Raw genomic sequence first — 22,655 nt, 5'->3', positions numbered from 1 at the left:
ATTGAGCCATAAATAATAAATAAGACCATGAAAAAGTATCTCCTATTAGTATGCGCATTAAGTTGTATCGTCTTTGCAAAAGCCAAAGACTGGACGCAGTATGTCAATCCGCTTATGGGTTCTCAATCTAGTTTCGAGTTATCAACAGGTAATACTTATCCGGCCATTGCCCGTCCGTGGGGGATGAATTTCTGGACTCCACAAACAGGAAAGATGGGAGACGGATGGCAATACACTTATACGGCTAATAAGATTCGTGGATTTAAACAAACACATCAACCCAGTCCGTGGATTAATGATTACGGACAATTCTCTATTATGCCTGTAGTAGGCAAACCGGAATTCAATGAAGAGAAGCGTGCCAGTTGGTTTGCCCACAAAGGAGAAACTGCCACTCCTTATTATTATAAAGTATATCTTGCAGAGCATGATGTAGTGACAGAAATGGCTCCAACCGAGCGTGCAGTTCTTTTCCGTTTCACTTTTCCGGAAAACGATCATTCGTATGTTGTAGTGGACGCCTCTGATAAGGGATCGTATATTAAGGTTATTCCGGAAGAAAACAAGATTATCGGTTACACGACTCGCAACAGCGGTGGAGTTCCCGAAAACTTTAAAAATTACTTTATTATTGAATTCGACAAGCCTTTCACATATAAAGCTACGGTAGTCAATGGCAATCTGCAGGAAAATGTTACCGAACAGACAACAGATCATGCCGAAGCCATTATTGGTTTCCAAACACATAAGGGCGAACAAGTACATGCAAGAATTGCTTCTTCTTTCATCAGTTTTGAACAGGCAGCTTTGAATATGAAAGAGTTGGGCAAAGATAATATCGAACAGCTAGCCCAAAAAGGAAAAGAAGCGTGGAACCAAGTATTAGGCAAAATAGAAGTAGAAGGAGGCAATCTCGACCAATATCGCACATTCTATTCTTGTTTATATCGTTCATTGCTCTTCCCACGCAAATTCTACGAACTGGATGCTGCCGGACAACCTGTTCATTACAGTCCTTATAATGGGCAAGTATTACCGGGGTATATGTATACCGACACAGGCTTTTGGGATACTTTCCGTTGCCTATTCCCGTTATTGAACCTAATGTACCCGTCAGTCAACAAGGAAATGCAGGAAGGTCTGATCAATACATATAAAGAGAGCGGTTTCTTCCCGGAATGGGCAAGTCCGGGGCACAGAGGCTGTATGGTTGGTAACAACTCTGCTTCTGTCTTAGTGGATGCTTACATGAAAGGAGTGAAAGTGGACGATATAAAAACATTGTATGAAGGGCTGATTCACGGAACGGAGAATGTACATCCACAAGTATCATCAACAGGACGTCTGGGATATAAATATTACAATAAACTGGGCTACGTGCCTTATGATGTAAAAATCAATGAGAACGCCGCACGCACGTTGGAATATGCATACAATGACTGGTGTATCTACCAACTGGCAAAGGAACTTAAACGTCCGAAAAAAGAGATTAATCTTTTCGCAAAACGTGCCATGAACTACAAGAATCTTTTCGATAAGGAATCTAAGTTAATGCGTGGACGCAACGAAGATGGTACATTCCAATCTCCTTTCTCTCCGCTGAAATGGGGAGATGCTTTTACGGAAGGAAATAGCTGGCACTATACTTGGTCGGTATTCCACGATCCTCAAGGATTGATTGACTTGATGGGTGGAAAAGAGATGTTTATCACCATGATGGATTCTGTTTTTGCCGTACCTCCTATTTTTGATGATAGCTACTACGGCCAAGTGATTCATGAAATCCGTGAAATGACTGTGATGAATATGGGTAACTATGCACATGGCAATCAACCGATTCAGCACATGATTTATTTATATGACTATGCAGGACAACCTTGGAAAGCCCAATACTGGTTGCGTCAAGTAATGGATTGTATGTACTCTCCTACTCCGGACGGCTATTGTGGCGACGAGGACAACGGACAAACTTCTGCCTGGTATGTATTCTCGGCATTAGGTTTCTATCCTGTTTGTCCGGGAACGGATGAATATATTATAGGTGCTCCGTTATTCAAGAAAGCTACACTCCATTTTGAAAATGGCAATAGTTTGGTTATTGATGCTCCGAATAATAGTAAGAAAAAATTTTATGTCAATTCGATGAATGTCAATGGTGCTGATTACACTAAAAATTATCTCCGACACGAAAATTTGCTCAAGGGAGGTACGATCAATGTTGAAATGAGTAATCAACCTAATCAGAATAGAGGAACTAAAGAAGAAGATATGCCCTATTCTTTCTCTAAGCAACAATAATCCTTGCGGGATAATTTAGCCCTAATCTTGGTTTGAGTCTTTCTGTATTGCACCGAAATGAGCCAAATGAACATTTATTGAAACGCAGATTAACGCAGATTTTCGCAAAGAATAAAAAAGTTCTCAAACATGGCGCAGCCTTCTAATAATCTGCGAAAATCTGCGTTAATCTGCGTTTCAATACTTATTTGCTAAAATATCAATTGATTCAGCACCGTACGGAAATGAGTAAAATGATACAGGTTTGAATACATAGTGAGAAAAACATCTATCATAGTATCATTCATTTTAATAATCTTCTAATTATCAAAGGAATAAGTATGATAGATAACTTTTAGAAAATGCATCTATCATACTTTTATTGCAAAAAACGGGTATCTATCACACCCATACTATATCTATTTAGTGTAGCATTAGGTGAGAGTATCCATTTAAAGGCATAAGAATGCACACTTTATAGGATGATAACCTGTATTGACAACTTAATAATCTATTGGAAGCGGCTGTCTTTCTATAGTTCACATGTGCAGGCTGTACAGCCCACGTATGTAAACCGTGCAGCCCACACATGCGGACTGTACAGCACACATACGTGGGCTATAAACTTATCGCCATTACATTTACATTATTAAGCCACGATAATCAGATTTATATGGCTCCCTTGTGACAAAAACAAGCTATCTTACACCTATTATGACCCTTATATGGCTATTTTGCACAATGATAGATAACCTGTTTTTACTGGTAAAAGTATGATAGATGCATTTTCTAAAAGCTATCTATCATACTTATTCCTTTGATAATTAAAAGATTATTGAAATAAATGATACTATGATAGATATTTTATTTCACTATGTAGCATTTAATTCAAATATTTAGGAACATGAGCAAACGTTAGACTTAGAAAAGTTAGCGCCTGCCCGTTCTTTGAAAAAGCAATTAAAAAGAGGCTGACTCAAAAACAATCTTGAGACAGCCTCTCGAATACAAACTTTAACCTATATTCTTTTTAGACTCAATACTACTTAAAGACGTATATTTCATAAAGCTCACATCCCCAAGAAGCCAAAAGATCAAATTTCACATACCGTGCAGTTATAGATTCAATGAATTGATAGTAATCGGCATTCTCATCAGCAGTAGCTACTTTTCCTAGATAATTCCATGTGTTTCCATCAGAAGAAACTGATAATTGTACATTTTGAGGAGCATAATAATATATATAATCAAGACCTACTCCAGTGATTGTTTTTTCCTCTCCCATATCGAGTGTAAATGAAATATCTCCATCAGAACATATACCTTCATAGTTACCTTTGGTTTCACCATCAATAAGCGAACCGCCACCATCGTTTTGATAAAAATCACTACTATCTTCCACATCTACAGACCAACCCTGTTTGGCCCATTCTATCCAACCGGAAGGCCGTTTGTAAGATATGTGTTCAAATCCTCTTATATATTTATTTATATTCAAGGTGAAAGAACTTCTTTTCTCATCCTGCACGAAGACCGGATCTTCACATTCAAAAACAGCTGTGATATTTAATGTGTTTGACGAGTCGTCCGATGTACGCAACAAAAAGTCATTAGTAATCTCCCAAGTAATATCTCCTGATGTCTTTTCACCAGCAGGAATTATAATTTCTGCAGGAGTAATACTAATGTCTTTCAGGTATTCGTCATCCACTCCTTCCGTTGTAAGTTTCACCTTTACATCTTTCCGAGCAGGACGATCCAATTGTACACTGAATGTATATAGATTCCGCTCCGTGTCCTTAAATTCTCCGTTGAAATAAGTATGTTCGAATGTAGTTTTATTACCGACTTTTCCTTCCAAGAAACCTGTAGCTACATACGCCTCTTTCTTTATCAAAGCTTTTGCCTCCAAGGTAATAGATGGCATTTTATATCCTTGCACAGTAGCTCTCACTCCTAAATTATAGGTAGCTTCATCGTAATTAGATTGAAAAACATCCATATTTTTTATACCCAAAGTAACACTGGCATCCGTATAGCCTGCCGGAATTATCAATTTGGTATCACTTAACTCAACATCTTCTCCGATTGGCTCAAAAGTAACTATTGCGTCCTCGGGTGAAGCGTTAAAACGAAAGGTGAATATTACGGGTTTATCGAATTCTAATATACCCTCATTATTATAGGTGGCATTCACTGTTATTTCCGAGCCTTCTCCGTCTTCCGCCACAAGAGAAAAATTGTTATCCGGATAGGTAGCCAGACTTGGAGTTTCATCTTCGCCGCATCCAGAAAGGGCTGTCAGCAAACCGACTGCCAATAATAAGAAAAATCTATAAAGTGTTCTCATTTCTACAATTGTTTTTTAATTTATTGCAAATCATCGGGATATTGGTAAGGTGTGGCATCATTGTCTTTGTAGAACACGGTAGGTGCTTGTAACGGAGAACCATACAGAGTTCTCACATCAGACAGACGCCGGAATACATTGCCATAATTTTCCGGCTTCGGTGAAAAGCCCATAAACCATCCAGAACCTTGGTTTATCAGTCTTTGTCCCTGTAAATCGCCACCTGTACCTCTAACAAACTCCATGGATTGACCGGAACATTCTTTGGATGTCAGGTCCCCATACGGAACTTGAGAAGGATCTCTACCATAATCACCAACTACAATATCTATCCAGTTTTTAATAGTTACTCCATCAACAACGGTTGCCTTCGAACTATACATTCTTCTTAATGCATATACTGCTACGATTTTATCAGGCATTGCTTGTTTAGTTTCGTAGCATAAACGTGCCGCAGCCTCCTCACTAGGCTCTGTTAATGCTGGATTATTCGGATCATAAGCACCTTCATATTCGTCATCAAAACATACCCCGTCCAGATTATATGCTTTGCAATACTGAGCTAGTTCTCGTGCAAAGTCTTTGGCACCTTGTTTAGAAAGTTGCGCCACTCCTGTTATATCCCCGTTACTAAGTATTCCTAATACTATTTTAGTTCCACGTTTACGAAGTGGTTGCAAAAATTTCTCATTATTATCTAGCAAATATTGTATGTAAGCATTACATTTTAAATAAGGGCGTTGGGCTTGTGCGTCCCAGTTGATATTGGCAGCAAATGGAGATACTACATCCCACAGCAATTTTCCGTTTTCCAGTTGAAAAGAAAGAGCATTCAGTGGATTTGTACCATCAAAGAAGACAAATGACTTTACTACATCTTCCCCTTTGTAAGTGTTTCCTAACTTTCTCATATCTTTTATCAAATAGATACAATGACCAGCTTTCTCATCTTTTATGGTAATGTCGCTACTTACGTGGGTAAGAGCTATAGGTAAAGCATAGGTTTTATCTTCTTTCAAAGTGCCGTCCGTCTGAATGGTGATGTCAGTCTGAGCAGATTTTGTTTGTGCATCTACAATAAGCTTCCCGTCATTCTTAAAAGAAACCAAGTGCGCAGGATACAATTCAAAATCGGTTTCATGCTCTTTGTTATAAGTATCCAAATAGTCTGCATCAATAATTACTTGAGCAAAAGTACTGGTACTCGCCATTTTACTAAGACTCATTTTTACAGAAGTAGTATAAGTATCTTTGTATAGCTCCACTACGTTAGAGGACAAATTGGACTTTCCGTCACGCAAGTATCCATTGTTTTCATAAATGCCAGTATATGCTGACTCATCTATTGCTTTATTTATGACAAGATCATCATCACAAGAGGTAAGGCAAGTTATGCCGCCTGCAAATATGGCAACCATCAACCCTGTTATCAGATATTTTTGTTTCATAATAATATTCTTTTTAATTAAAAGGATTAATATATTTGAGGAAGTTCTACAGGAACCCATATCGGATCTTTACTCGCAGTGATATCATTTCCATTACCTGTACGATCTATAACAACCTTTCCAGACCCCTCATTAAATTTCCAGTAGGCTACAAGTCCTTCACTGGCAGGATTTACTTTATAAGGATTATCTGCAATTTGCTCTGCAGTTCTTTCTACGCTCCAAATACGAACCTCTGAAATTTCTCCCGGAAGCCAGCGGGTACCATCAAAAGAACGGCCTATATAGCAATTCTTAGTTAAATCAACCGTACTATTTGCTGACTGGTCTTTATACACCGCCACACCATTCTTGTAATAGATTCGGTTTTTATTGACAGTGTTATACACAACAGCTATGTGTACCCATTCGTCTACCGGAAGTCCAATACCTGGTGCGTGATTTGCTGGAGGAAAACTTCCACCTGGCACAAATGCCTGAAGTTGATCACGTGGACGGTCGCCATCACCGATACGTATAAGGAAATTACCTTCAATTCCAAAAACAGAACTTAGTGCATTATCACGTTTGGCCACCCAGTCATCACTTCGTACCAATGCTTCCACTGTAATAGTAATCATCTTGCTTACATCACTATTCCATTTTATCGGAAAATAGTTTTCTTTAATATTAGCTACAACATTAATAAGAGCAGCGCCTTTGATGATAAAATAAGTAGTACGGGCACTCTCAAGAAGTCCAATTCCAGATACATTTGTGATTGTAACAGGCAACACATAACGTCTTGAGTCGTCCAATTGATTCAAATTAACGAAATTCACTATGATATCATCTCCAGAAATTCCTCCGGGTTGAATCGTAACATTCTTCACAGGAATATCATAAAACGCTTCGGGAAGTGCTGTAGCATTATCTCCATAACTTAGATTGTAGGTAGCCGCTAAAGATGGTTTGGCATCAAAGCTGACTTGGATTTCGTTGTCGACAGGAGCAGCAAGCCGATAAGTAATTTTACGACTGTCAAACAATACATCTTCTTTAATCAGTAAATCTTCTGTTACGGGTACCGAACTTATATAAAGCTTATTGTCATAATGATGTTCATCATTAATATCCGTATCCTTGCAGCTGCTTACCGTAAATGCAGTAAGTGCTATAAATGCTAATTGATAAATATGCAATTTCATATTGTATTTCTATTTATTAGGATTCATTATATGAATAGTTTCACGTACTGTTCCATAAGTATTATTGTAATAATCCTTTTGGATATTGATGATAAAAATACCAGTGCAGGTATAATCTGGTGATGCCTGTACAATCCATTGAGCTGTACCTTGTGCAGCCAATACTTTATTTCCATTTGCATCCCGTGTATCCCAATAACCAATTATCATATCCTTATCTTCCTGTTGAGGAAACTGTGTACAGGCAATAAAACGATCTTTTGGAACAAGATCCGCATTCGTTCCTGCTACGTCTATGCCTGCTTGAATAGCCATAAAAACATTTAATGTCAGATCCTCCATGTTTTTGGAAGAAGCGGTTTTCAGTATCAGATGATTGTATTTATCCAGCATATCCATGTTTTCTGGAGCCAAATACTGCACATAACCGTAAAAAACCAATGTTTTGTCGGTATGCTTAATCCGCCAATCCAACACTCTGCTGAAGAAGTTTTGCTGACGTGCCTTGTATTGTTGTAACACATCTTCTTGCATACCCACCATTGAAAGTCCTGTATAGTCAATTAGGATACCATCATATCCATAATTGTCACATAGAACCAGCATAGCATCCGTACGTTCATTCAGATACCTTTGTGCATCTTCTTCCGTCAATTCGGAATTATCTTTTGCCTTATTGTTCCATTCTTGTTCTAAACTCTCATAATTAATGCAGGAAAGCGTGCGGATATTCTTCTCGCGTATTTTTACCATTTCGGCTTGTGTTTCAGACGAGAGCTTTTCTGGATTATTCAAACAGATAAAATCCACACTGTCCAGTATAGCGGTGAGACGTTCGGTTTGATTGATTGGATTAGTTTCCGGATTGTCAAAAGAGACAAAGACTAACTTATGTTCTCCATCCTTGTAGCGTTTCAGATCTCTGATATAGTCAGCATACAGTTGCGGGTTTTGCTCTTCAAATGTAGGGTAATGGATGTTAATGCTTTCTGGGTCTGTCCAGCCTTCGCATGAGGAATACATCATCCCCCACACCATCAATATTGTTGTAAACAAACTGTTTTTTACTATTCTTTTCATATATATTATCACTTAAAGATTTTAATCACATTATTTTCATCCAAGTTCTCTAAGTACTTGGTAAATTCTAAATATAGGTTATTCAAGGAGATATCAGATATTTCTTACTTTTTTCGAAAAAAAAGAGAAAATGGACTAAGTGTTTATTATATTAGCATTGTTTTATTAACAAAGGAAGGGAAAGTCGACACTCTTCTTTTTGAGTTTAATAAAATGTATAACCATTAAATTAAATGTATGGAAAGCAAACATTCGCTTCGAAAGTCGAAGTTATTTCGAGCTTTATTGATTCTTTTGTTGATAGCAGTTCCTGTACAATGGGCTGCGGCACAGTTGACCTTATCAACTCCCCGTACAACTTTAGGAACTGTAATTAAACAAATTCAATCACAATCAAAGTACCAATTTTTCTACAATGACAAGCTATCAACTGTCACAGTTGAACCTTTAAAAGTAAAAGATGCTTCTTTAGAGCAAGTTTTAAACACACTTTTGAAAAATAAAGATATCTCTTATAAAATAGAAGAGAATATAATTTATTTATCAGAAAAAGAAAATTCCGATTCACTACAACAACAAAGCGGGAAAGAACGTACTATAACCGGACAAGTTGTAGATGCTAAAGGAGAACCATTGATTGGTGTTAGCATTTTAGTGAAAGGAACAACAGACGGAGCTATTACCGATTTGGATGGTAACTACAAAATTGTGACAAAAAGCAATAACCCAGTTATTGTTTATTCTTATATCGGATATAAGACACAAGAAATCCCTTTGAAAGGACAGACAGCCATTAATATTACGATGATGGATGATACCCAAGTGATTGACGAGGTAGTTGTTACAGCTTTGGGTATTAAGCGTTCAGAGAAAGCTTTGAGTTATAATGTCACACAGGTCGATGCAGAATCAGCTTTAGCTGTAAAAGATGCGAACTTTATTAATTCACTGAACGGAAAGGTTGCGGGTTTAAATATCAACTCTTCTTCTTCTGGTATTGGTGGTGCAAGTAAAGTTGTTATGCGTGGCTCCAGGGGTATCGAACAATCGTCTAATGCTCTTTATGTTATCGACGGTATTCCAATGTATAACCTGAGCGCTTCTGGTGGTTCTGAAGAGATGCAATCGCAAGGCTCTACAGAAGCTATAGCTGATATAAACCCAGATGACATTGAATCAATGTCAGTTTTGTCTGGTGCTGCTGCTGCCGCATTGTATGGTAGCAATGCATCTAATGGTGCTATTGTGATTACAACCAAAAAAGGAAAAGTGGGTCGTGTAGCCTTGACCGTATCTAGTAATACAGAAATGTTATCTCCATTCGTCATGCCACAGTTTCAGAATCGCTATGGAACTTCTGGAACAGATGCTAGTTGGGGTAAAAGATTGAATGAAGCTAATTACCGCGGATACGATCCTGCAAGTGATTATTTTCAGACTGGGCTTATTGGAACAGAATCTGTAACACTTTCTACTGGTACTGAACACAATCAGACATATCTTTCTGCCGCAGCCGTTAATTCGCGTGGCATTATTCCAAATAACAAATACGACCGCTATAACTTTACATTCCGGAACACCACTCTTTTTCTAGAAGATAAGATGAAACTGGATGTTGGTGCTCAATATATTATGCAGAAAGACCGTAATATGGTGAATCAAGGTATTTATGCAAACCCATTGTCTTCTGCTTACCTGTTTCCGCGTGGAAATGACTGGGAAGATTACAAAATGTACGAACGTTATGATTTAGAGCGTAATATGTATACGCAATATTGGCCTCAAGGAGGGGGATCGTTCCGTTTACAAAATCCTTACTGGATTAATTATCGTAACTTGCGTGAAAATGACAAAGATCGTTATATGTTGAGTGCAGCTTTAAGTTACGATATTCTAAGTTGGTTGAACGTAGCTGGACGTGTACGTCTAGATAATTCATACAACACATATACACAAAAATACTATGCCTCTACCATCGCAACTATTGCTGAAGGTGAAAATGGTTTTTATGGTGTAACAAACACTCGTGACAAGCAAACATATGCAGACTTATTGTTGAATATAAATAAAACATTTGGCGAGGATTGGAGTTTAACAGCTAATATCGGAGCATCTTATTCAGACAATCGTTCTGAAGCTCTTGCCGTTAGTGGACCAATTGCAGCGAATGGACTTCCTAACTTTTTCACAGTTGCTCAATTGGATAAAGAAACTGGGAAACGTGAAGAAACTGGTTATCGTGAACAAACACAATCTATATTTGCATCTGCAGAAGTTGGTTATAGAAGTACTTACTACTTGACTCTTACCGGACGTAATGATTGGCCAAGTCAATTAGCGGGACCGAACTCAAAACAGTCTTCTTTTTTCTACCCGTCAGTAGGAGGCTCTGTTGTTTTGTCTGAACTTTTCAAATTACCTGAAAGTATTTCATACTTAAAACTACGTGCTTCTTGGGCATCCGTAGGTCTACCATTTGGACGCTTCCTTGCTTATCCAACTTTTTCATGGAATACTTCAACAGGAGCATACTCTTCTCAGTCTGCATATCCATTGTATGATTTGAAACCGGAACGTACAGATTCTTGGGAAGTAGGTCTTACTGCACGTTTCCTTAAACATTTCAATTTTGATGTTTCATTCTATAATACCAAGACTTACAATCAAACCATGGATGCAAAGCTTTCTCCAACAGGAGGCTATAGTACATTCTATGCGCAGACTGGTAACGTACGTAACCGTGGTGTAGAACTTTCACTTGGTTACAAGAATACATGGAACAAGTTTTCATGGAGTTCTAACTACACATTCAGTGCCAATAAAAACAAGATTTTAAGCCTGATTGATGGTTACATAAACCCTGTAACCGGTGAAGAAATAACAAAAGACCGTATGGATGTAGGTGGTTTATCAAAGGCACGGTTCATTCTAAAAGTAGGTGGATCTTTAGGTGATCTCTACTCACAGTCTGACTTGCTTCGAGATTCAAATAATAAGATTTATGTAAATGCCGATGGAAATGTAGCAGTGAATGACAAAGCTGATGATATTTATTTAGGATCTGTTTTTCCAAAAGCTAATATGGCATGGCGCAATGACTTTCAATATGGTAACTGGGGACTTGGCTTCCTTCTTACTGCCCGTTTGGGAGGAGTCGTTTACTCTGCGACTCAAGCCGTTCTTGACTCCTATGGTGTATCCGAAGCTACAGCAGCAGCTCGTGATAATGGTGGAGTCGTGATAAACGGCAACGATATGATTGACGCGCAAAAGTGGTATACAGTGGTTGGTGCCGACAGCGGTATTCCTCAATATTACACTTATAGTGCTACCAATTTACGTCTGCAAGAAGCTTCTGTCAGCTACACTATCCCAAGAAAGAAATTGAAAAATATTATGGATATCACTCTTTCGCTGGTAGGTCGTAACTTGTGGATGATTTATTGCAAGGCTCCTTTCGATCCTGAATCTGTAGCCACTACAGGTAACTATTACCAGGGAATTGATTACTTTATGATGCCTAGCCTTCGTAGCGTAGGATTCAATTTGAAACTTAAATTCTAAAAACGGAAAAGATGAAGAAAAATACAATAATACAGTTTATAGTCACTGGTATGTTTCTTTTCGGTGCAACTGCATGTACAGGAAACTTTGAAGATTACAATAAAAATCCTCATGAACCAGACCAAAATGACATGGGAGTAGATTGGTATTTGGTAAGATCATTAGCTCTTAATTTACAAGATTTGATGATGCCAGAACAAGAGAACTTTTCTCAATATGTAGACTGTTTGATGGCAGGAGCATTTTCGGGATATGTAGCAGACTCCAATTTGGGTACAGGTTGGTCTGGTCGTTACGCAACTTATAATCCTTCAGACGATTGGAAAAAAATTCCATTCAATGATTTTTATTCAAAGTTTTACCCTGATTACTTCAATTTGAAAAATCAAAGCGATGATGAACTTTTCTTATCGTTGGCCGAGTTATATCGTATCGTCGTAATGTTACGTGTAACAGATACATATGGTCCCATCCCTTATTCAAAAGTAGGTGCAGCTAATGCGATCAAATCCCCTTATGATTCTCAGCAAGCTGTCTATGCCAAAATGCTAGAAGATTTGGATAATATTATTACAGTATTAGGAAAGTTTAGCAACCAAAGCTTCAGCTCAAGTGCTGATAGAATTTATAATGGCAATACATCAGCATGGTATAAGTTTGCCAACTCTTTGAAGCTAAGAATGGCGATGCGTACTTGCTATGTAGCAGGATTTAACGTGAATGGAAAAACATCACAGCAATTGGCTGAAGAAGCTGTAGCAGCAGGTGTTATGACTGCTGCAACTGATGGCGCTTATCGTAAAGTTGCCGATCATAATCCATGGCAACGTTTTATGGTACTATGGTCAGATGCACGAATTTCAGCGGATTTAACCTGCTACATGAATGCATACAACGATCCTCGTCGCGAAGCATATTATGATAAAAGTACTTTTGGCACCGTGTCGGGAAATGCATATACTGGAGAAGAAAGTTATGTAGGTTTACGTCGGGGTATTCTGCAAGGACAATATAACTCCTGGTCACAAGGCTCTTCTTGTATGAAAGTCACTACGAGTGATAATATAGTTGTGTTCCGTGCATCAGAAGTCGCTTTCTTGCGTGCTGAAGGAGCTCTTCGTAACTGGAACATGGGAGGAACAGCTAAAGACTTCTATGAGGAAGGAATCCGTTTGTCGTTTGAAGAAAACGGAATTACCAGTGGAGTCGAAAATTATCTTGCAAGTACGGGAAAAGTAGAAGCATATAAAGATCCACTGAAAGGACAAAGTGCCCAAACTTATGATTACTCTGGAGCTATTAATACAAATGTAACTGTGGCATGGTCTGGAGGTGATTTTGAAAAAAGCTTAGAACAGATTATTACTCAAAAATGGATTGCAAACTTTCCAAATGGTATGGAATCATGGACTGAGTACCGTCGTACAGGCTATCCTAAATTAATGCCAATGGCAGCAAATGCAAGTGGAGGAATTGTTAATGATGCGGAAGGTGCACGACGCATGCCATATCCAACTGATGAATATCGTGAAAATAGAGAAAGCGTAGAAGCAGCAGTTGCGACATTGACACAAGAGTCCAAGACTAAAAGAGGAGATACGATGGCAACTCACGTATGGTGGGACTGTAAATAAATCAACCAATGAGTAACAAAAAATAAAAATATATACCAAGTACTTAGTATATTAAATTATACAAATAAAATTACCTTAATTATAGCATATATGAGAAGAAAAATAAAATATCTCATGCCTGTAATGCTGGCATGTTCTATGATGCAGTTCTCGTGTTCTGACTGGACAGATCCAGAAAGCATCAATATACATACTCCTTCTATGGAGGAACAAAATCCGGAACTTTATGCTCAATACCTGGAATCTCTCAACAACTTTAAAGCAACAGACCATCAGGTAGTAATTGTTTCAGTTAATAATGTAAGTACTGTAACAACCTCACGCAGTCAACATCTTACTGATATGCCTGACAGTCTCGACTATATTTGTCTAAACAATACAATGGAAGTAAATCAGGCAAATATATCTGAGATGAAGGAAGTACGTCGATTGGGTACAAAAGTATTGGGATTAGTTGATTTCGATGCTATAGAAAGTGCATGGAAAAAGATTCTTGAAGAAGAAGCAGCCAACGCTGTACCTAATCCCGAATCTGATGAAACAGAAAATGGAGAAGAAGGAGAAGAGACTGTCGACGATGCAACACGTTTTATTGAATACTGCAAAAGTGAGGTCACTAAACAAATCGCCGCAAGTAACGCTTTAGATGTAGATGGAATTGTAGTGAATTATACAGGCTTCGACCTCAATTCGCTTGTTGAAGAGAATGAAATTGCCGCTGAAACAGCACGTCAAGGAGCATTCTTTGACGCGGTAGCTAACTGGAAAGTTGCGAATACTAATAAGGACTTGCTTTTCAAAGGTTACCCGCAGAACGTTATTGGTAAAAGTCTGCTTTCTGATTGTAAATACATCATTGTCAATGCGCATGGAGCAAAAAACCAATACGAGATGTCTTATCTCATACTCATGGCATCAGCAAAAAACGTACCAACCGACCGCTTCATCATGGGAGTAACAACGCCTTATCTTACCAATTCGGGGAGTTACAATGGTGAACTCGGAGATGGCTCATCTGCCATCATTGGAGCTGCTCAATGGGCAGTGGCAAAGACGCCTGACTACACCAAAGCTGGAATTTCAATTGATGCAGCGGAAAAAGACTATTTTAATGCCAGCAATGTATACCCAACCTTAAAAGAAGCTATAAGTATATTGAGTCCAACCGTTAAATAAAAAACTGCCTTATGAAATTAAACAATTTAATATTTACAGCTCTTGCCGGTTTCTCAATAATTCTTGCCGGTTGCCAGAACAACGATGAAAATGAACAGCATTATGACAATAAACTCTTCATTTCGGCATCGAACTTTACTAAGGAAATACTGTTCAAAGCTGGTGATACAAATGTAGAAACTGGTCTTTCAGTAGCCATAGCAAAGCCTGAAGAACATGATATCAAAGTGACTATGTCACCTGCTCCCGAACTTTTATCAACTTATAAACTGGCATATTACGATGAAACTGCAGTACTTCTTTCTGAAGAACATTATTCAATGCCAGAAACTTCGACTACCATCAAATCAGGTAGTATAGTTAGTCCAGAATTGCCTATTGAATTCATTAATACAGGAGAACTTGATATCAAAACCACTTATGTGCTTCCAGTCACTATTAAATCAGTGGAAGGAATCGGCGTTTTGCAAAGTGCTAAGACATATTATTATGTATTCCGCGGAGCATCACTTATTAATGTGGTATGTAATATCAGTCGTAATCGTGCTTATCCGGACTTCAAGAATGACTCCAAATTCAATAATCTAACGGAGAATACGATGGAGATACTGTTCAAGGCCAATTCATTCCCTAATACTCTGAACACGTTGATGGGTATCGAAAGCAATTATTTGCTCCGTATCGGTGACGCAACCATTCCGAATAACCAACTTCAAGTAGCTACTTCTGTTAACAATTGTACAAGCGCAGACCTTCAACTTGAAAGTGGCAAGTGGTATCATGTAGCTGTCGCATTCAATAAAGGTAATGTCAAAGTATATATCAATGGCGTAGAAAAGCTTTCCGGTTCAACGGGAAAGAGTTCTGTTAGTCTTGGTGCTAAACATACCAATGAGGAAGACGGCTCACGTTGTTTCTGGGTAGGTTATTCCTATAAAGATGACCGCTATTTTGATGGCGTCGTTTCCGAAGTACGAATCTGGAATCGTGCATTAACAGCAGAAGAAATTCAGGCAACAAATCACTTCTACACAATAGAACCTGAATCGGAAGGGCTCATTGCATATTGGAAATTCGACGAAGGTTCGGGTACAGTAGCTAAAGATTACAGCGTGAGTGGCTATGATTTGACAATCGAAAAAGAACCTAAATGGGAATCTGTTTCATTGCCTCAATAATAAATCATTTAACTAAGAATTGAATATGAATATGATAAACAATATCAAATATGCTTTCCTGCCAGTGGTAATGTTCACTATGGCAACCTTCACATCTTGTGAGGAAGACATTGAAATAGGAAACAAGATAGATGAATCTTCTTATTTGGCATCGACTCAACTGAGCGGATTATTATTGGACGAAAATACGAATAAAAACAGTTCGGTAATCGAGCTCCGAAATAATGAATATAGCACTAATGTGGTATTCCGTCTTTCTAAACTACCTCAAAAAGGAGTAGATGTTCAAATAGCTGTCGAGGAATCATATGCAGCTATATACAACACTATCCATGAAACGGATTTCGAAGTGTTTCCTGCCGCTAATGTGAAAATCGCAAATAATGGTACTTTTGTACTTGCCCCAGATGATAAAGTTACCCCAAGCGTGAAAGTTACACTGACTGCGTTTGATGGAATGGAAGAGGATAAAACCTACATAGTACCTTTGACAGTAACATCTTCTACTGAAGGAGTAACATTTACTGAAACGTCCAAGCATATGGTGCTTCTCGTTCAAGATTATCGCAACAAACCTAATACTAACAAAGGAGAAGATGCGGTACAAACAGTTCTTTATTTCGAAGTTAATGATACTAACCCGCTCAATGCCCTTGAGTTTCTGACTGAAAGTGGTAAATATTTTTTCGACCATATCGTACTTTTTGCTGCTAATATCAATTGGGATCCAGAGAAACAACGAGTATATTTAGCGAACAATGAAAATGTTCAATTCTTGCTCGACAATAATGATAAGTATCTACAACCATTGCGTAAAGCTGGTATGAAAATTATTATCAGCATCCTTGGTAATCATGACGAAGCTGGTGTCGCTCAACTTTCGGATATGGGAGCTAGGGAATTCGCCCGGGAACTGGCAGCTTATTGCCGTGCTTATAATCTGGACGGCGTCGCTTTCGATGACGAATATTCGAACTCACCAGACCTTTCAAACCCCTGGCTTGCAAGCCCATCAGCTTATGCAGGTTCACGATTAATGTATGAATGTAAAGCTGTCATGCCGGAAAAAATTGTCTCGCTCTATAACCTTGGCAACATGTATTCAAGTAGTCTCCAAGTTATCGATGGTATCGAACCTGGTCAGTATTGCGATTATGCTGTAGCTGACTATGGTGGGGCTGCTGGGCCAGGTACCGGTATGACATTGAAACAGTGTGCTGGTATGTCAATAGAACTAAGACGAGGCAGTGGCAACTCAAGTGAATCTACAGCGCGTTCTAGAAAAGAAGCTGGTTATGGATACTACATGTTCTTCGCACTTGACCCATCATTATATGGTTCACAAGTATATAGATGCCAATCCGTTTGTAAAGGTTTGTACGATGAAACATTAGTTTATCCAAGTTACTATTATAAAAAGAATAGTACAGAACGTGAAGCTATTAACTGATTAATGTATATTTTACCTTAAAAAGAATAGATATGAAATTATTTAAGAATTTAATGATAGTGTTATCGGTATCCCTCCTACTATGGGGTTGTTCTGATGATGATGAATCAATCAATAATGGTAATTCAACAATCTCACTATCGACCAATATACTCCAAGTGGATAAAAATGGAGGGGATGCTACAGTTACTGTAACAAGCTCCGATAACTGGCGGTTGTCAGGAATATGTGATTGGGCACATCCGTCAATAACTTCAGGTAAAGATGGTGATGTAGTTACTTTTACCATCGATCCTAACAAATTAGATGAAAAGCGTACTGCAACCTTCAAGTTTTTCACAGGTTCTTCAGTTGTGCCACTACAAGTAGAGTCTCAACCTGCATATATAATGGATTTACTTTCTGACGAAGCTCTTTCTATTACTAAAGAAAAAAGTACTGTGAGAATTCAACTTAATACCAATGTGGCCGACCCAACGATAACATATAGTGACGGTGGTAAAGAGTGGCTGACATTCGATAGACGTAATGAATTCGGTGGCAAAGTAACTTTATCATTCACTGCTGCCGAGAACAAGACATATAAAGATCGTAGTACAAAAATTACAATCTCAAGCCCACTCGTTACTGAAAGTGTCAATGTAGATATTAATCAAAAACAAACAGATGCAATTATCACCGAAAGTAACACTTTAACATATGATCTAACAGCACGAACTATCTCTTTTAAAGTGAAATACAACGTCAATTACGCTATTTCCATAACAAAAGGGAAAGATTGGATTACTGATCAATCAATTTCCGAACCACAAAAAGGCGATGATGGTTTGACTACGGTTACTGTTACTTATAAACTATCCGCATCACCAGCTTCGCGTGGAGGTACAATTCATATTGCCCAAACCAGTGGTACATTAGTAAAAGATATTGCTATTGTTCAAAAAGATCCGGACGCCAGCCCTGTGGAAATTCCAGATGCCGTTCTTCGAGCACTTTGTATATCTAACGGTTGGGCTCTCCCTATTGATGATACCAAATGTATTATTCTTGAAGAAGGATTAAACGCAACTTCATTCTCTAACACCTCATACTCTAACCAGATTAAAGATTTAACCGGAATAGAGTATTTCCCTAACCTGACTTCATTACGTTTAGGTTATTGTTCAAACATGAAAAAGCTTGATATTTCAGGTTTACATAAGGTATCATCACTCACATTTAATAGCCCTACTATTTGTGAAGAGTATAATTTGGGAGATAATCCAATTACTAGTTTCAATGCAGGAGGTAGCTATGTTTATTCGGAGGCAGAAAGTCTTAAAGTCATCAGTAGTAAACTTGAGTCTTTGGATTTAAGTCTTGTTTCCTGGTATGCAAGTTATGATTATGTTACGTCAATTGATGCTTCGGAATGTCCAGCATTAACAAACTTAAACGCCAATCGTAGCAGCAAAATTAAGACTCTTTATTTAAAGACTGGTCAAGTGATACCAAAGTTAACTAAGAATGATGCAACTACTATTGTTTACAAATAATTAATATATAGAGAAATAATTTATAGAGAATCCCTTTATTTACTCTTTCCAAATCTGTGAATAGAGTCAAATAAAGGGATTATTGCTATCTATTTTTATCTAATGCTAGCTCTTATCTTAAAATACTCTTTTCATCTATAAACAAACCACAACCAGTACTCAAAGACCTTTTTGAATCCAACAATATTGAAATCAACTGATTATATAATCAATGTAACCTTAAAACTCTAAATCATATAAAGATTAAGAGTCATTCAAAAAACAAAACTATTCCACCTGCTCTTTCGGGTAATTCACCAAATACAGTGTCTTTGTCGCCCGAGTAAAAGCTGTATACAACCACCGGAAATAATCCGGAGTCAAATACTCATCTGTCATATACCCCTGATCTAAAAACACATTCTGCCACTGTCCGCCTTGCGCTTTATGACAGGTTATTGCGTATGCATATTTCACCTGCAAAGCATTGTAATGCGGATCGGCTTTCATCTTTTTCATCCGGTCTCTTTTGTTTGGAATATCTATATAATCCTCAAGTACCGTATAGAACAATCGGTCATTGTCTTCTTTCGGCAATGCAGGTGAGTCCGAATGTAAAGTGTCTAATAATAGATTCGCATCCAATTCAAAATCATTCTGATCAGGAAAGCGGAGAGTAACTTCGGCAAAACGAAAACCATATATTTCACGAGTTCGACGAACACGCCGGACAACTGCAATTTCTCCATTAGCTATAAAATCCATCTCCTTATATTTCTCCGTCCAATAGTAATTATTTTTGGCTATCATCAACATATCTCCTGTATTCAATTCATCTTCACGCCAAAGAATTTGAGCACGTATTCCATTGTTATATAGGTTTGCACGTTTATTGGAACGACAGACAACAATCGTCTCATCCATACCATCATGATCGTAGCAATTAGTTAGTTCCTCTATCAGTTCAGTTCCCGGCACCAGTTTAATATCAGGAAAACCTGCTATTTTTATCTTAGGCAGAGAATAACAATCATCCTCTGCTATCAATTGCCTCAACTGTGTGGCATTCCATAATATTCCGGATTCTTGCACCTGACGGACTACTTGAGTAAGATCAATCTCACGTACTTCAAGTCCATACCCCTTCAATGCATCGGAAAAAAGTGCCGGGCTTAACTCCTCTCCTACCGGAGGAAGCTGCGCGGTATCACCCATTAACAAGAGACGACATCCCTGTCCTGAATAAACAAATTGCACCAAATCATCCAATAAACGTCCTGTTCCAAACATACTGCCCGACAGTCCTTCGTTTGAAATCATGGAAGCCTCGTCGACAATAAACAATGTATTGGTAGCTAAATTGTCATTGATCGAAAAGTTACTAAGTTCATTAGAAAAAGATTGTTGTCTATATATTTTTTTATGAATAGTAAAAGCCGGATGTCCTGCATACACTGAAAAAACTTTTGCCGCACGTCCTGTAGGAGCCAACAATACAGATTTCTGCTGCAGCTGATCCATCGTTTTCACCAATGCCCCTACCAACGATGTTTTACCAGTACCAGCATACCCTCTTAAGATAAAGACTTCATCTGCCAGTGTGGACAGCAGAAACTCTGAAAGAGATTTTACAGCAATTTCCTGCTCTAAAGTTGGCTGATAAGGAAAATTTTCCTTAATTTGCCTTTCTAAATAGTTATTTATCATTTTTGTACGAGAAAAAAGTTCGAGGAACTATCGTATTTAAATTTATTTATTCTATTTTTGCGATGCGAATATAACAACTAAAAACATAATTTATCATGAAAACAGTATTTAATATTGTATTGGTGCTTTGTGCTGCTGCACTGATTTACATCTGTTACACCAGCATTATGGGTCCTATCAATTTTGAAAACGCAAAAAAAGAAAGAGAAAAAGCAGTCATTGCCCGTTTGATCGACATCCGTAAGGCACAGCAGGAATACCGTTCGCTGCACCGCGGAATGTATGCACCCAAATTAGACACACTGATTGATTTCGTTAAAAATCAAAAATTGCCGTTCGTTATGAAGATGGGAATGTTAACTGACAAGCAATTGGAAGATGGACTGACTGAAAAGAAAGCCATGGCTATCATCGAAAAAGCAAAGAAAACCGGTAGATACGATGAAGTTAAGAAATGGGGACTTGAAAACTTCAAACGTGACACTATGTGGGTAGCTGTATTGGATACTATCTATCCCAAAGGATTCAATGCCGACTCTATGAAATATATTCCTCACGGAAATGGTGCTCAATTCGAAATGAACGTGAAAAATGACACTGCCAAGTCTGGTGCTCCGGTATATTTGTTCGAAGTGAAAGCTCCATACGAAACTTATTTGAGCGGACTTGACAAACAAGAAATCATCAACCTAAAAGACCTGGATTCTAAACTAGGCAAATATAGCGGCTTGATGGTAGGTTCTATCGATACTCCAAACAATGGTGCTGGTAACTGGGAATAATGATTGATTTTACTAAATCAAAACAATATACTTTATCCATCCGTCTTAGTACGGATGGATTTTCTTTTTCTATCTATAACCCGATTCATGACGATTCGCTTTCAATAATAGAGAAAGAGATAAATGCGTCTTCATCCCTTACAGCAAATCTAAAAACACTCTTTCACGAATCGGATTTCCTCAATCATCCTTACAAACGAGTAAACATTATGATGGCAGGCAAGCGTTTTACGATTGCGCCATTAGAATTGTTTGAAGAGGAACAGGCGGAACTTCTGTTTTATCATAATCATCAGAAAAAAGAAAACGAAACGGTGCTCTATAATATTCTAAGAAAGAATAATGTAGCTGTCATCTTCGGCATAGACAAAAGCGCACAGACCTTTTTGAATGAACAATATCCCGAAGCTCGTTTCTATTCTCAATCTACTCCATTCATCGATTATTTTTCTGTAAAAAGCAGATTGGGAAACAGTAAGAAGATGTATGCTTCTATACGCAAAGACGGCATTGACATCTATTGTTTTGAACGAGGACATCTGCTTCTGGCTAATTCCTTTGAATGTACGCACACAGAAGACCGTATTTACTATTTATTGTACGCCTGGAAACAACTGGAGTTTAATCAGGAACGGGATGAGTTACACCTAACCGGAATACTTCCGGAGAAAGACGTTTTAATGAGTGAATTGAAAAAGTTTATCCTACAGGTATTCATCATGAATCCTGCAACTAATATTGACATGCAAGCCTTATTAACATGCGAGTAATCAGCGGTATTTACAAACGAAGAAGATTTGACGTGCCTCGGACATTTAAAGCACGCCCTACGACAGATTTCGCCAAAGAAAATCTGTTTAATGTACTCAATAACTATATCGATTTTGAAGAAGGAATAACAGCTCTTGATTTGTTTGCCGGAACGGGAAGCATCAGTATCGAATTGGTATCCCGCGGATGCGACCGTGTTATCAGCATTGAGAAAGATCCTGCACATCACTCATTCATCTGCAAAATTATGAAAGAGGTGCAGACAGACAAATGTCTGCCGATACGCGGAGATGTATTCAAGTTTATCAAAAATGGCCGCGAACAGTTCGACTTCATCTTTGCCGATCCTCCCTACGCTTTAAAAGAGTTGGAAACAATACCCGAATTAATCTTTCAGAATAATCTTCTCAAAGAAGGAGGATTATTGGTACTGGAGCATGGAAAAGATAATAATTTCGAAGAAAATCCACATTTCCTTGAGAGAAGGGTGTATGGAAGTGTGAACTTCTCACTATTCAGATAAGATCCAAATACAAT

Annotated in this window: 15 protein-coding genes; 10 read left to right on the top strand and 5 right to left on the bottom strand. The window is 38.1% G+C overall.

Annotated features, from left to right (window positions below; all coding sequences use genetic code 11):
* The first annotated feature begins 27 nt into the window (after positions 1 to 27).
* The gene (locus KQP79_RS03205; protein ID WP_061448265.1) at positions 28 to 2,298 is read left to right on the top strand and encodes a GH92 family glycosyl hydrolase; all 2,271 of its coding nucleotides are present in this window, start codon (positions 28 to 30) and stop codon (positions 2,296 to 2,298) included.
* A 1,021-nt stretch (positions 2,299 to 3,319) separates the two neighbouring features.
* Here the strand turns inward: KQP79_RS03205 and KQP79_RS03200 are convergent.
* Genes KQP79_RS03200 through KQP79_RS03185 form a run of 4 tightly spaced genes read right to left on the bottom strand, consistent with a single transcriptional unit; the run spans position 3,320 to position 8,342 of the window.
* A complete protein-coding gene (locus KQP79_RS03200) occupies positions 3,320 to 4,627 on the bottom strand; it encodes a DUF4989 domain-containing protein (protein WP_004301374.1) in 1,308 nt (435 codons plus the stop codon).
* A gap of 20 nt (positions 4,628 to 4,647) precedes the next feature.
* Positions 4,648 to 6,075 carry a BT_3987 domain-containing protein gene (locus tag KQP79_RS03195; RefSeq protein ID WP_004310998.1) on the bottom strand — a complete coding sequence of 476 codons (1,428 nt, stop codon included), beginning with the start codon at positions 6,073 to 6,075 and terminating at the stop codon, positions 4,648 to 4,650.
* A gap of 26 nt (positions 6,076 to 6,101) precedes the next feature.
* Positions 6,102 to 7,262 (bottom strand): DUF1735 and LamG domain-containing protein, encoded by a 1,161-nt coding sequence (locus KQP79_RS03190; protein WP_008642037.1) that lies wholly within the window; start codon positions 7,260 to 7,262, stop codon positions 6,102 to 6,104.
* A gap of 9 nt (positions 7,263 to 7,271) precedes the next feature.
* Positions 7,272 to 8,342, bottom strand: coding sequence for a glycoside hydrolase family 18 (locus KQP79_RS03185; RefSeq protein ID WP_032856118.1), 1,071 nt, complete (start codon positions 8,340 to 8,342; stop codon positions 7,272 to 7,274).
* A 237-nt stretch (positions 8,343 to 8,579) separates the two neighbouring features.
* On the opposite strand from KQP79_RS03185, the gene KQP79_RS03180 reads away from it, so the two are divergent.
* From KQP79_RS03180 to KQP79_RS03155, 6 genes are all read left to right on the top strand, one after another.
* Positions 8,580 to 11,906 carry a TonB-dependent receptor gene (locus KQP79_RS03180; protein ID WP_004301370.1) on the top strand — a complete coding sequence of 1,109 codons (3,327 nt, stop codon included), beginning with the start codon at positions 8,580 to 8,582 and terminating at the stop codon, positions 11,904 to 11,906.
* 11 nt (positions 11,907 to 11,917) lie between these two features.
* Positions 11,918 to 13,540, top strand: a complete 1,623-nt coding sequence (locus KQP79_RS03175; RefSeq protein ID WP_061447536.1) for a SusD/RagB family nutrient-binding outer membrane lipoprotein — start codon at positions 11,918 to 11,920, stop codon at positions 13,538 to 13,540.
* Between the two features lie 90 nt (positions 13,541 to 13,630).
* Positions 13,631 to 14,716, top strand: coding sequence for a glycoside hydrolase family 18 (locus tag KQP79_RS03170; RefSeq protein ID WP_004323633.1), 1,086 nt, complete (start codon positions 13,631 to 13,633; stop codon positions 14,714 to 14,716).
* Positions 14,717 to 14,727: 11 nt separating this feature from the next.
* The gene (locus KQP79_RS03165; RefSeq protein WP_004301367.1) at positions 14,728 to 15,894 is read left to right on the top strand and encodes a DUF1735 and LamG domain-containing protein; all 1,167 of its coding nucleotides are present in this window, start codon (positions 14,728 to 14,730) and stop codon (positions 15,892 to 15,894) included.
* A 25-nt stretch (positions 15,895 to 15,919) separates the two neighbouring features.
* Positions 15,920 to 17,344, top strand: coding sequence for a BT_3987 domain-containing protein (locus KQP79_RS03160; protein ID WP_004301366.1), 1,425 nt, complete (start codon positions 15,920 to 15,922; stop codon positions 17,342 to 17,344).
* Between the two features lie 32 nt (positions 17,345 to 17,376).
* Positions 17,377 to 18,879, top strand: a complete 1,503-nt coding sequence (locus KQP79_RS03155; protein WP_004311004.1) for a BACON domain-containing protein — start codon at positions 17,377 to 17,379, stop codon at positions 18,877 to 18,879.
* Positions 18,880 to 19,146: 267 nt separating this feature from the next.
* Here KQP79_RS03155 and KQP79_RS03150 read toward each other — a convergent pair whose 3' ends face one another.
* Positions 19,147 to 20,565: an ATP-dependent DNA helicase gene (locus KQP79_RS03150; RefSeq protein ID WP_004311005.1), complete on the bottom strand. Its 1,419-nt coding sequence runs from the start codon at positions 20,563 to 20,565 to the stop codon at positions 19,147 to 19,149.
* A 95-nt stretch (positions 20,566 to 20,660) separates the two neighbouring features.
* Between KQP79_RS03150 and KQP79_RS03145 the strand changes: the two genes are divergently transcribed.
* From KQP79_RS03145 to KQP79_RS03135, 3 genes are read left to right on the top strand one after another with little or no spacing between them, the layout of a single operon-like run.
* On the top strand, positions 20,661 to 21,347 hold the full coding sequence (locus KQP79_RS03145; protein WP_004301363.1) for a hypothetical protein: 687 nt from the start codon (positions 20,661 to 20,663) through the stop codon (positions 21,345 to 21,347).
* On the top strand, positions 21,347 to 22,117 hold the full coding sequence (locus KQP79_RS03140) for a DUF3822 family protein (RefSeq protein WP_004311006.1): 771 nt from the start codon (positions 21,347 to 21,349) through the stop codon (positions 22,115 to 22,117). The genes KQP79_RS03145 and KQP79_RS03140 overlap by 1 nt, the downstream gene beginning before the upstream one ends.
* Positions 22,108 to 22,641 carry an RsmD family RNA methyltransferase gene (locus KQP79_RS03135; RefSeq protein WP_004314595.1) on the top strand — a complete coding sequence of 178 codons (534 nt, stop codon included), beginning with the start codon at positions 22,108 to 22,110 and terminating at the stop codon, positions 22,639 to 22,641. The genes KQP79_RS03140 and KQP79_RS03135 overlap by 10 nt, the downstream gene beginning before the upstream one ends.
* The last annotated feature ends 14 nt before the right edge of the window (positions 22,642 to 22,655 follow it).

This window comes from Bacteroides sp. DH3716P (genome assembly GCF_025914115.1).
In the GTDB taxonomy this organism is placed as follows: domain Bacteria; phylum Bacteroidota; class Bacteroidia; order Bacteroidales; family Bacteroidaceae; genus Bacteroides; species Bacteroides ovatus.
The sequence above is the reverse complement of the archived record's forward strand: the minus strand, read 5'-3'. Positions and strand labels throughout refer to the sequence as shown.

What these genes read in the sequence shown, in the direction of transcription:
- KQP79_RS03185 (WP_032856118.1), bottom strand. Translation starts at nt 8,342, where the DNA reads ATGAAAAGAATAGTAAAAAACAGTTTGTTTACAACAATATTGATGGTG.
- KQP79_RS03135 (WP_004314595.1), top strand. Translation starts at nt 22,108, where the DNA reads ATGCGAGTAATCAGCGGTATTTACAAACGAAGAAGATTTGACGTGCCT.
- KQP79_RS03200 (WP_004301374.1), bottom strand. Translation starts at nt 4,627, where the DNA reads ATGAGAACACTTTATAGATTTTTCTTATTATTGGCAGTCGGTTTGCTG.
- KQP79_RS03150 (WP_004311005.1), bottom strand. Translation starts at nt 20,565, where the DNA reads ATGATAAATAACTATTTAGAAAGGCAAATTAAGGAAAATTTTCCTTAT.
- KQP79_RS03195 (WP_004310998.1), bottom strand. Translation starts at nt 6,075, where the DNA reads ATGAAACAAAAATATCTGATAACAGGGTTGATGGTTGCCATATTTGCA.
- KQP79_RS03205 (WP_061448265.1), top strand. Translation starts at nt 28, where the DNA reads ATGAAAAAGTATCTCCTATTAGTATGCGCATTAAGTTGTATCGTCTTT.
- KQP79_RS03155 (WP_004311004.1), top strand. Translation starts at nt 17,377, where the DNA reads ATGAAATTATTTAAGAATTTAATGATAGTGTTATCGGTATCCCTCCTA.
- KQP79_RS03170 (WP_004323633.1), top strand. Translation starts at nt 13,631, where the DNA reads ATGAGAAGAAAAATAAAATATCTCATGCCTGTAATGCTGGCATGTTCT.
- KQP79_RS03145 (WP_004301363.1), top strand. Translation starts at nt 20,661, where the DNA reads ATGAAAACAGTATTTAATATTGTATTGGTGCTTTGTGCTGCTGCACTG.
- KQP79_RS03160 (WP_004301366.1), top strand. Translation starts at nt 15,920, where the DNA reads ATGAATATGATAAACAATATCAAATATGCTTTCCTGCCAGTGGTAATG.
- KQP79_RS03180 (WP_004301370.1), top strand. Translation starts at nt 8,580, where the DNA reads ATGGAAAGCAAACATTCGCTTCGAAAGTCGAAGTTATTTCGAGCTTTA.
- KQP79_RS03190 (WP_008642037.1), bottom strand. Translation starts at nt 7,262, where the DNA reads ATGAAATTGCATATTTATCAATTAGCATTTATAGCACTTACTGCATTT.
- KQP79_RS03140 (WP_004311006.1), top strand. Translation starts at nt 21,347, where the DNA reads ATGATTGATTTTACTAAATCAAAACAATATACTTTATCCATCCGTCTT.
- KQP79_RS03175 (WP_061447536.1), top strand. Translation starts at nt 11,918, where the DNA reads ATGAAGAAAAATACAATAATACAGTTTATAGTCACTGGTATGTTTCTT.
- KQP79_RS03165 (WP_004301367.1), top strand. Translation starts at nt 14,728, where the DNA reads ATGAAATTAAACAATTTAATATTTACAGCTCTTGCCGGTTTCTCAATA.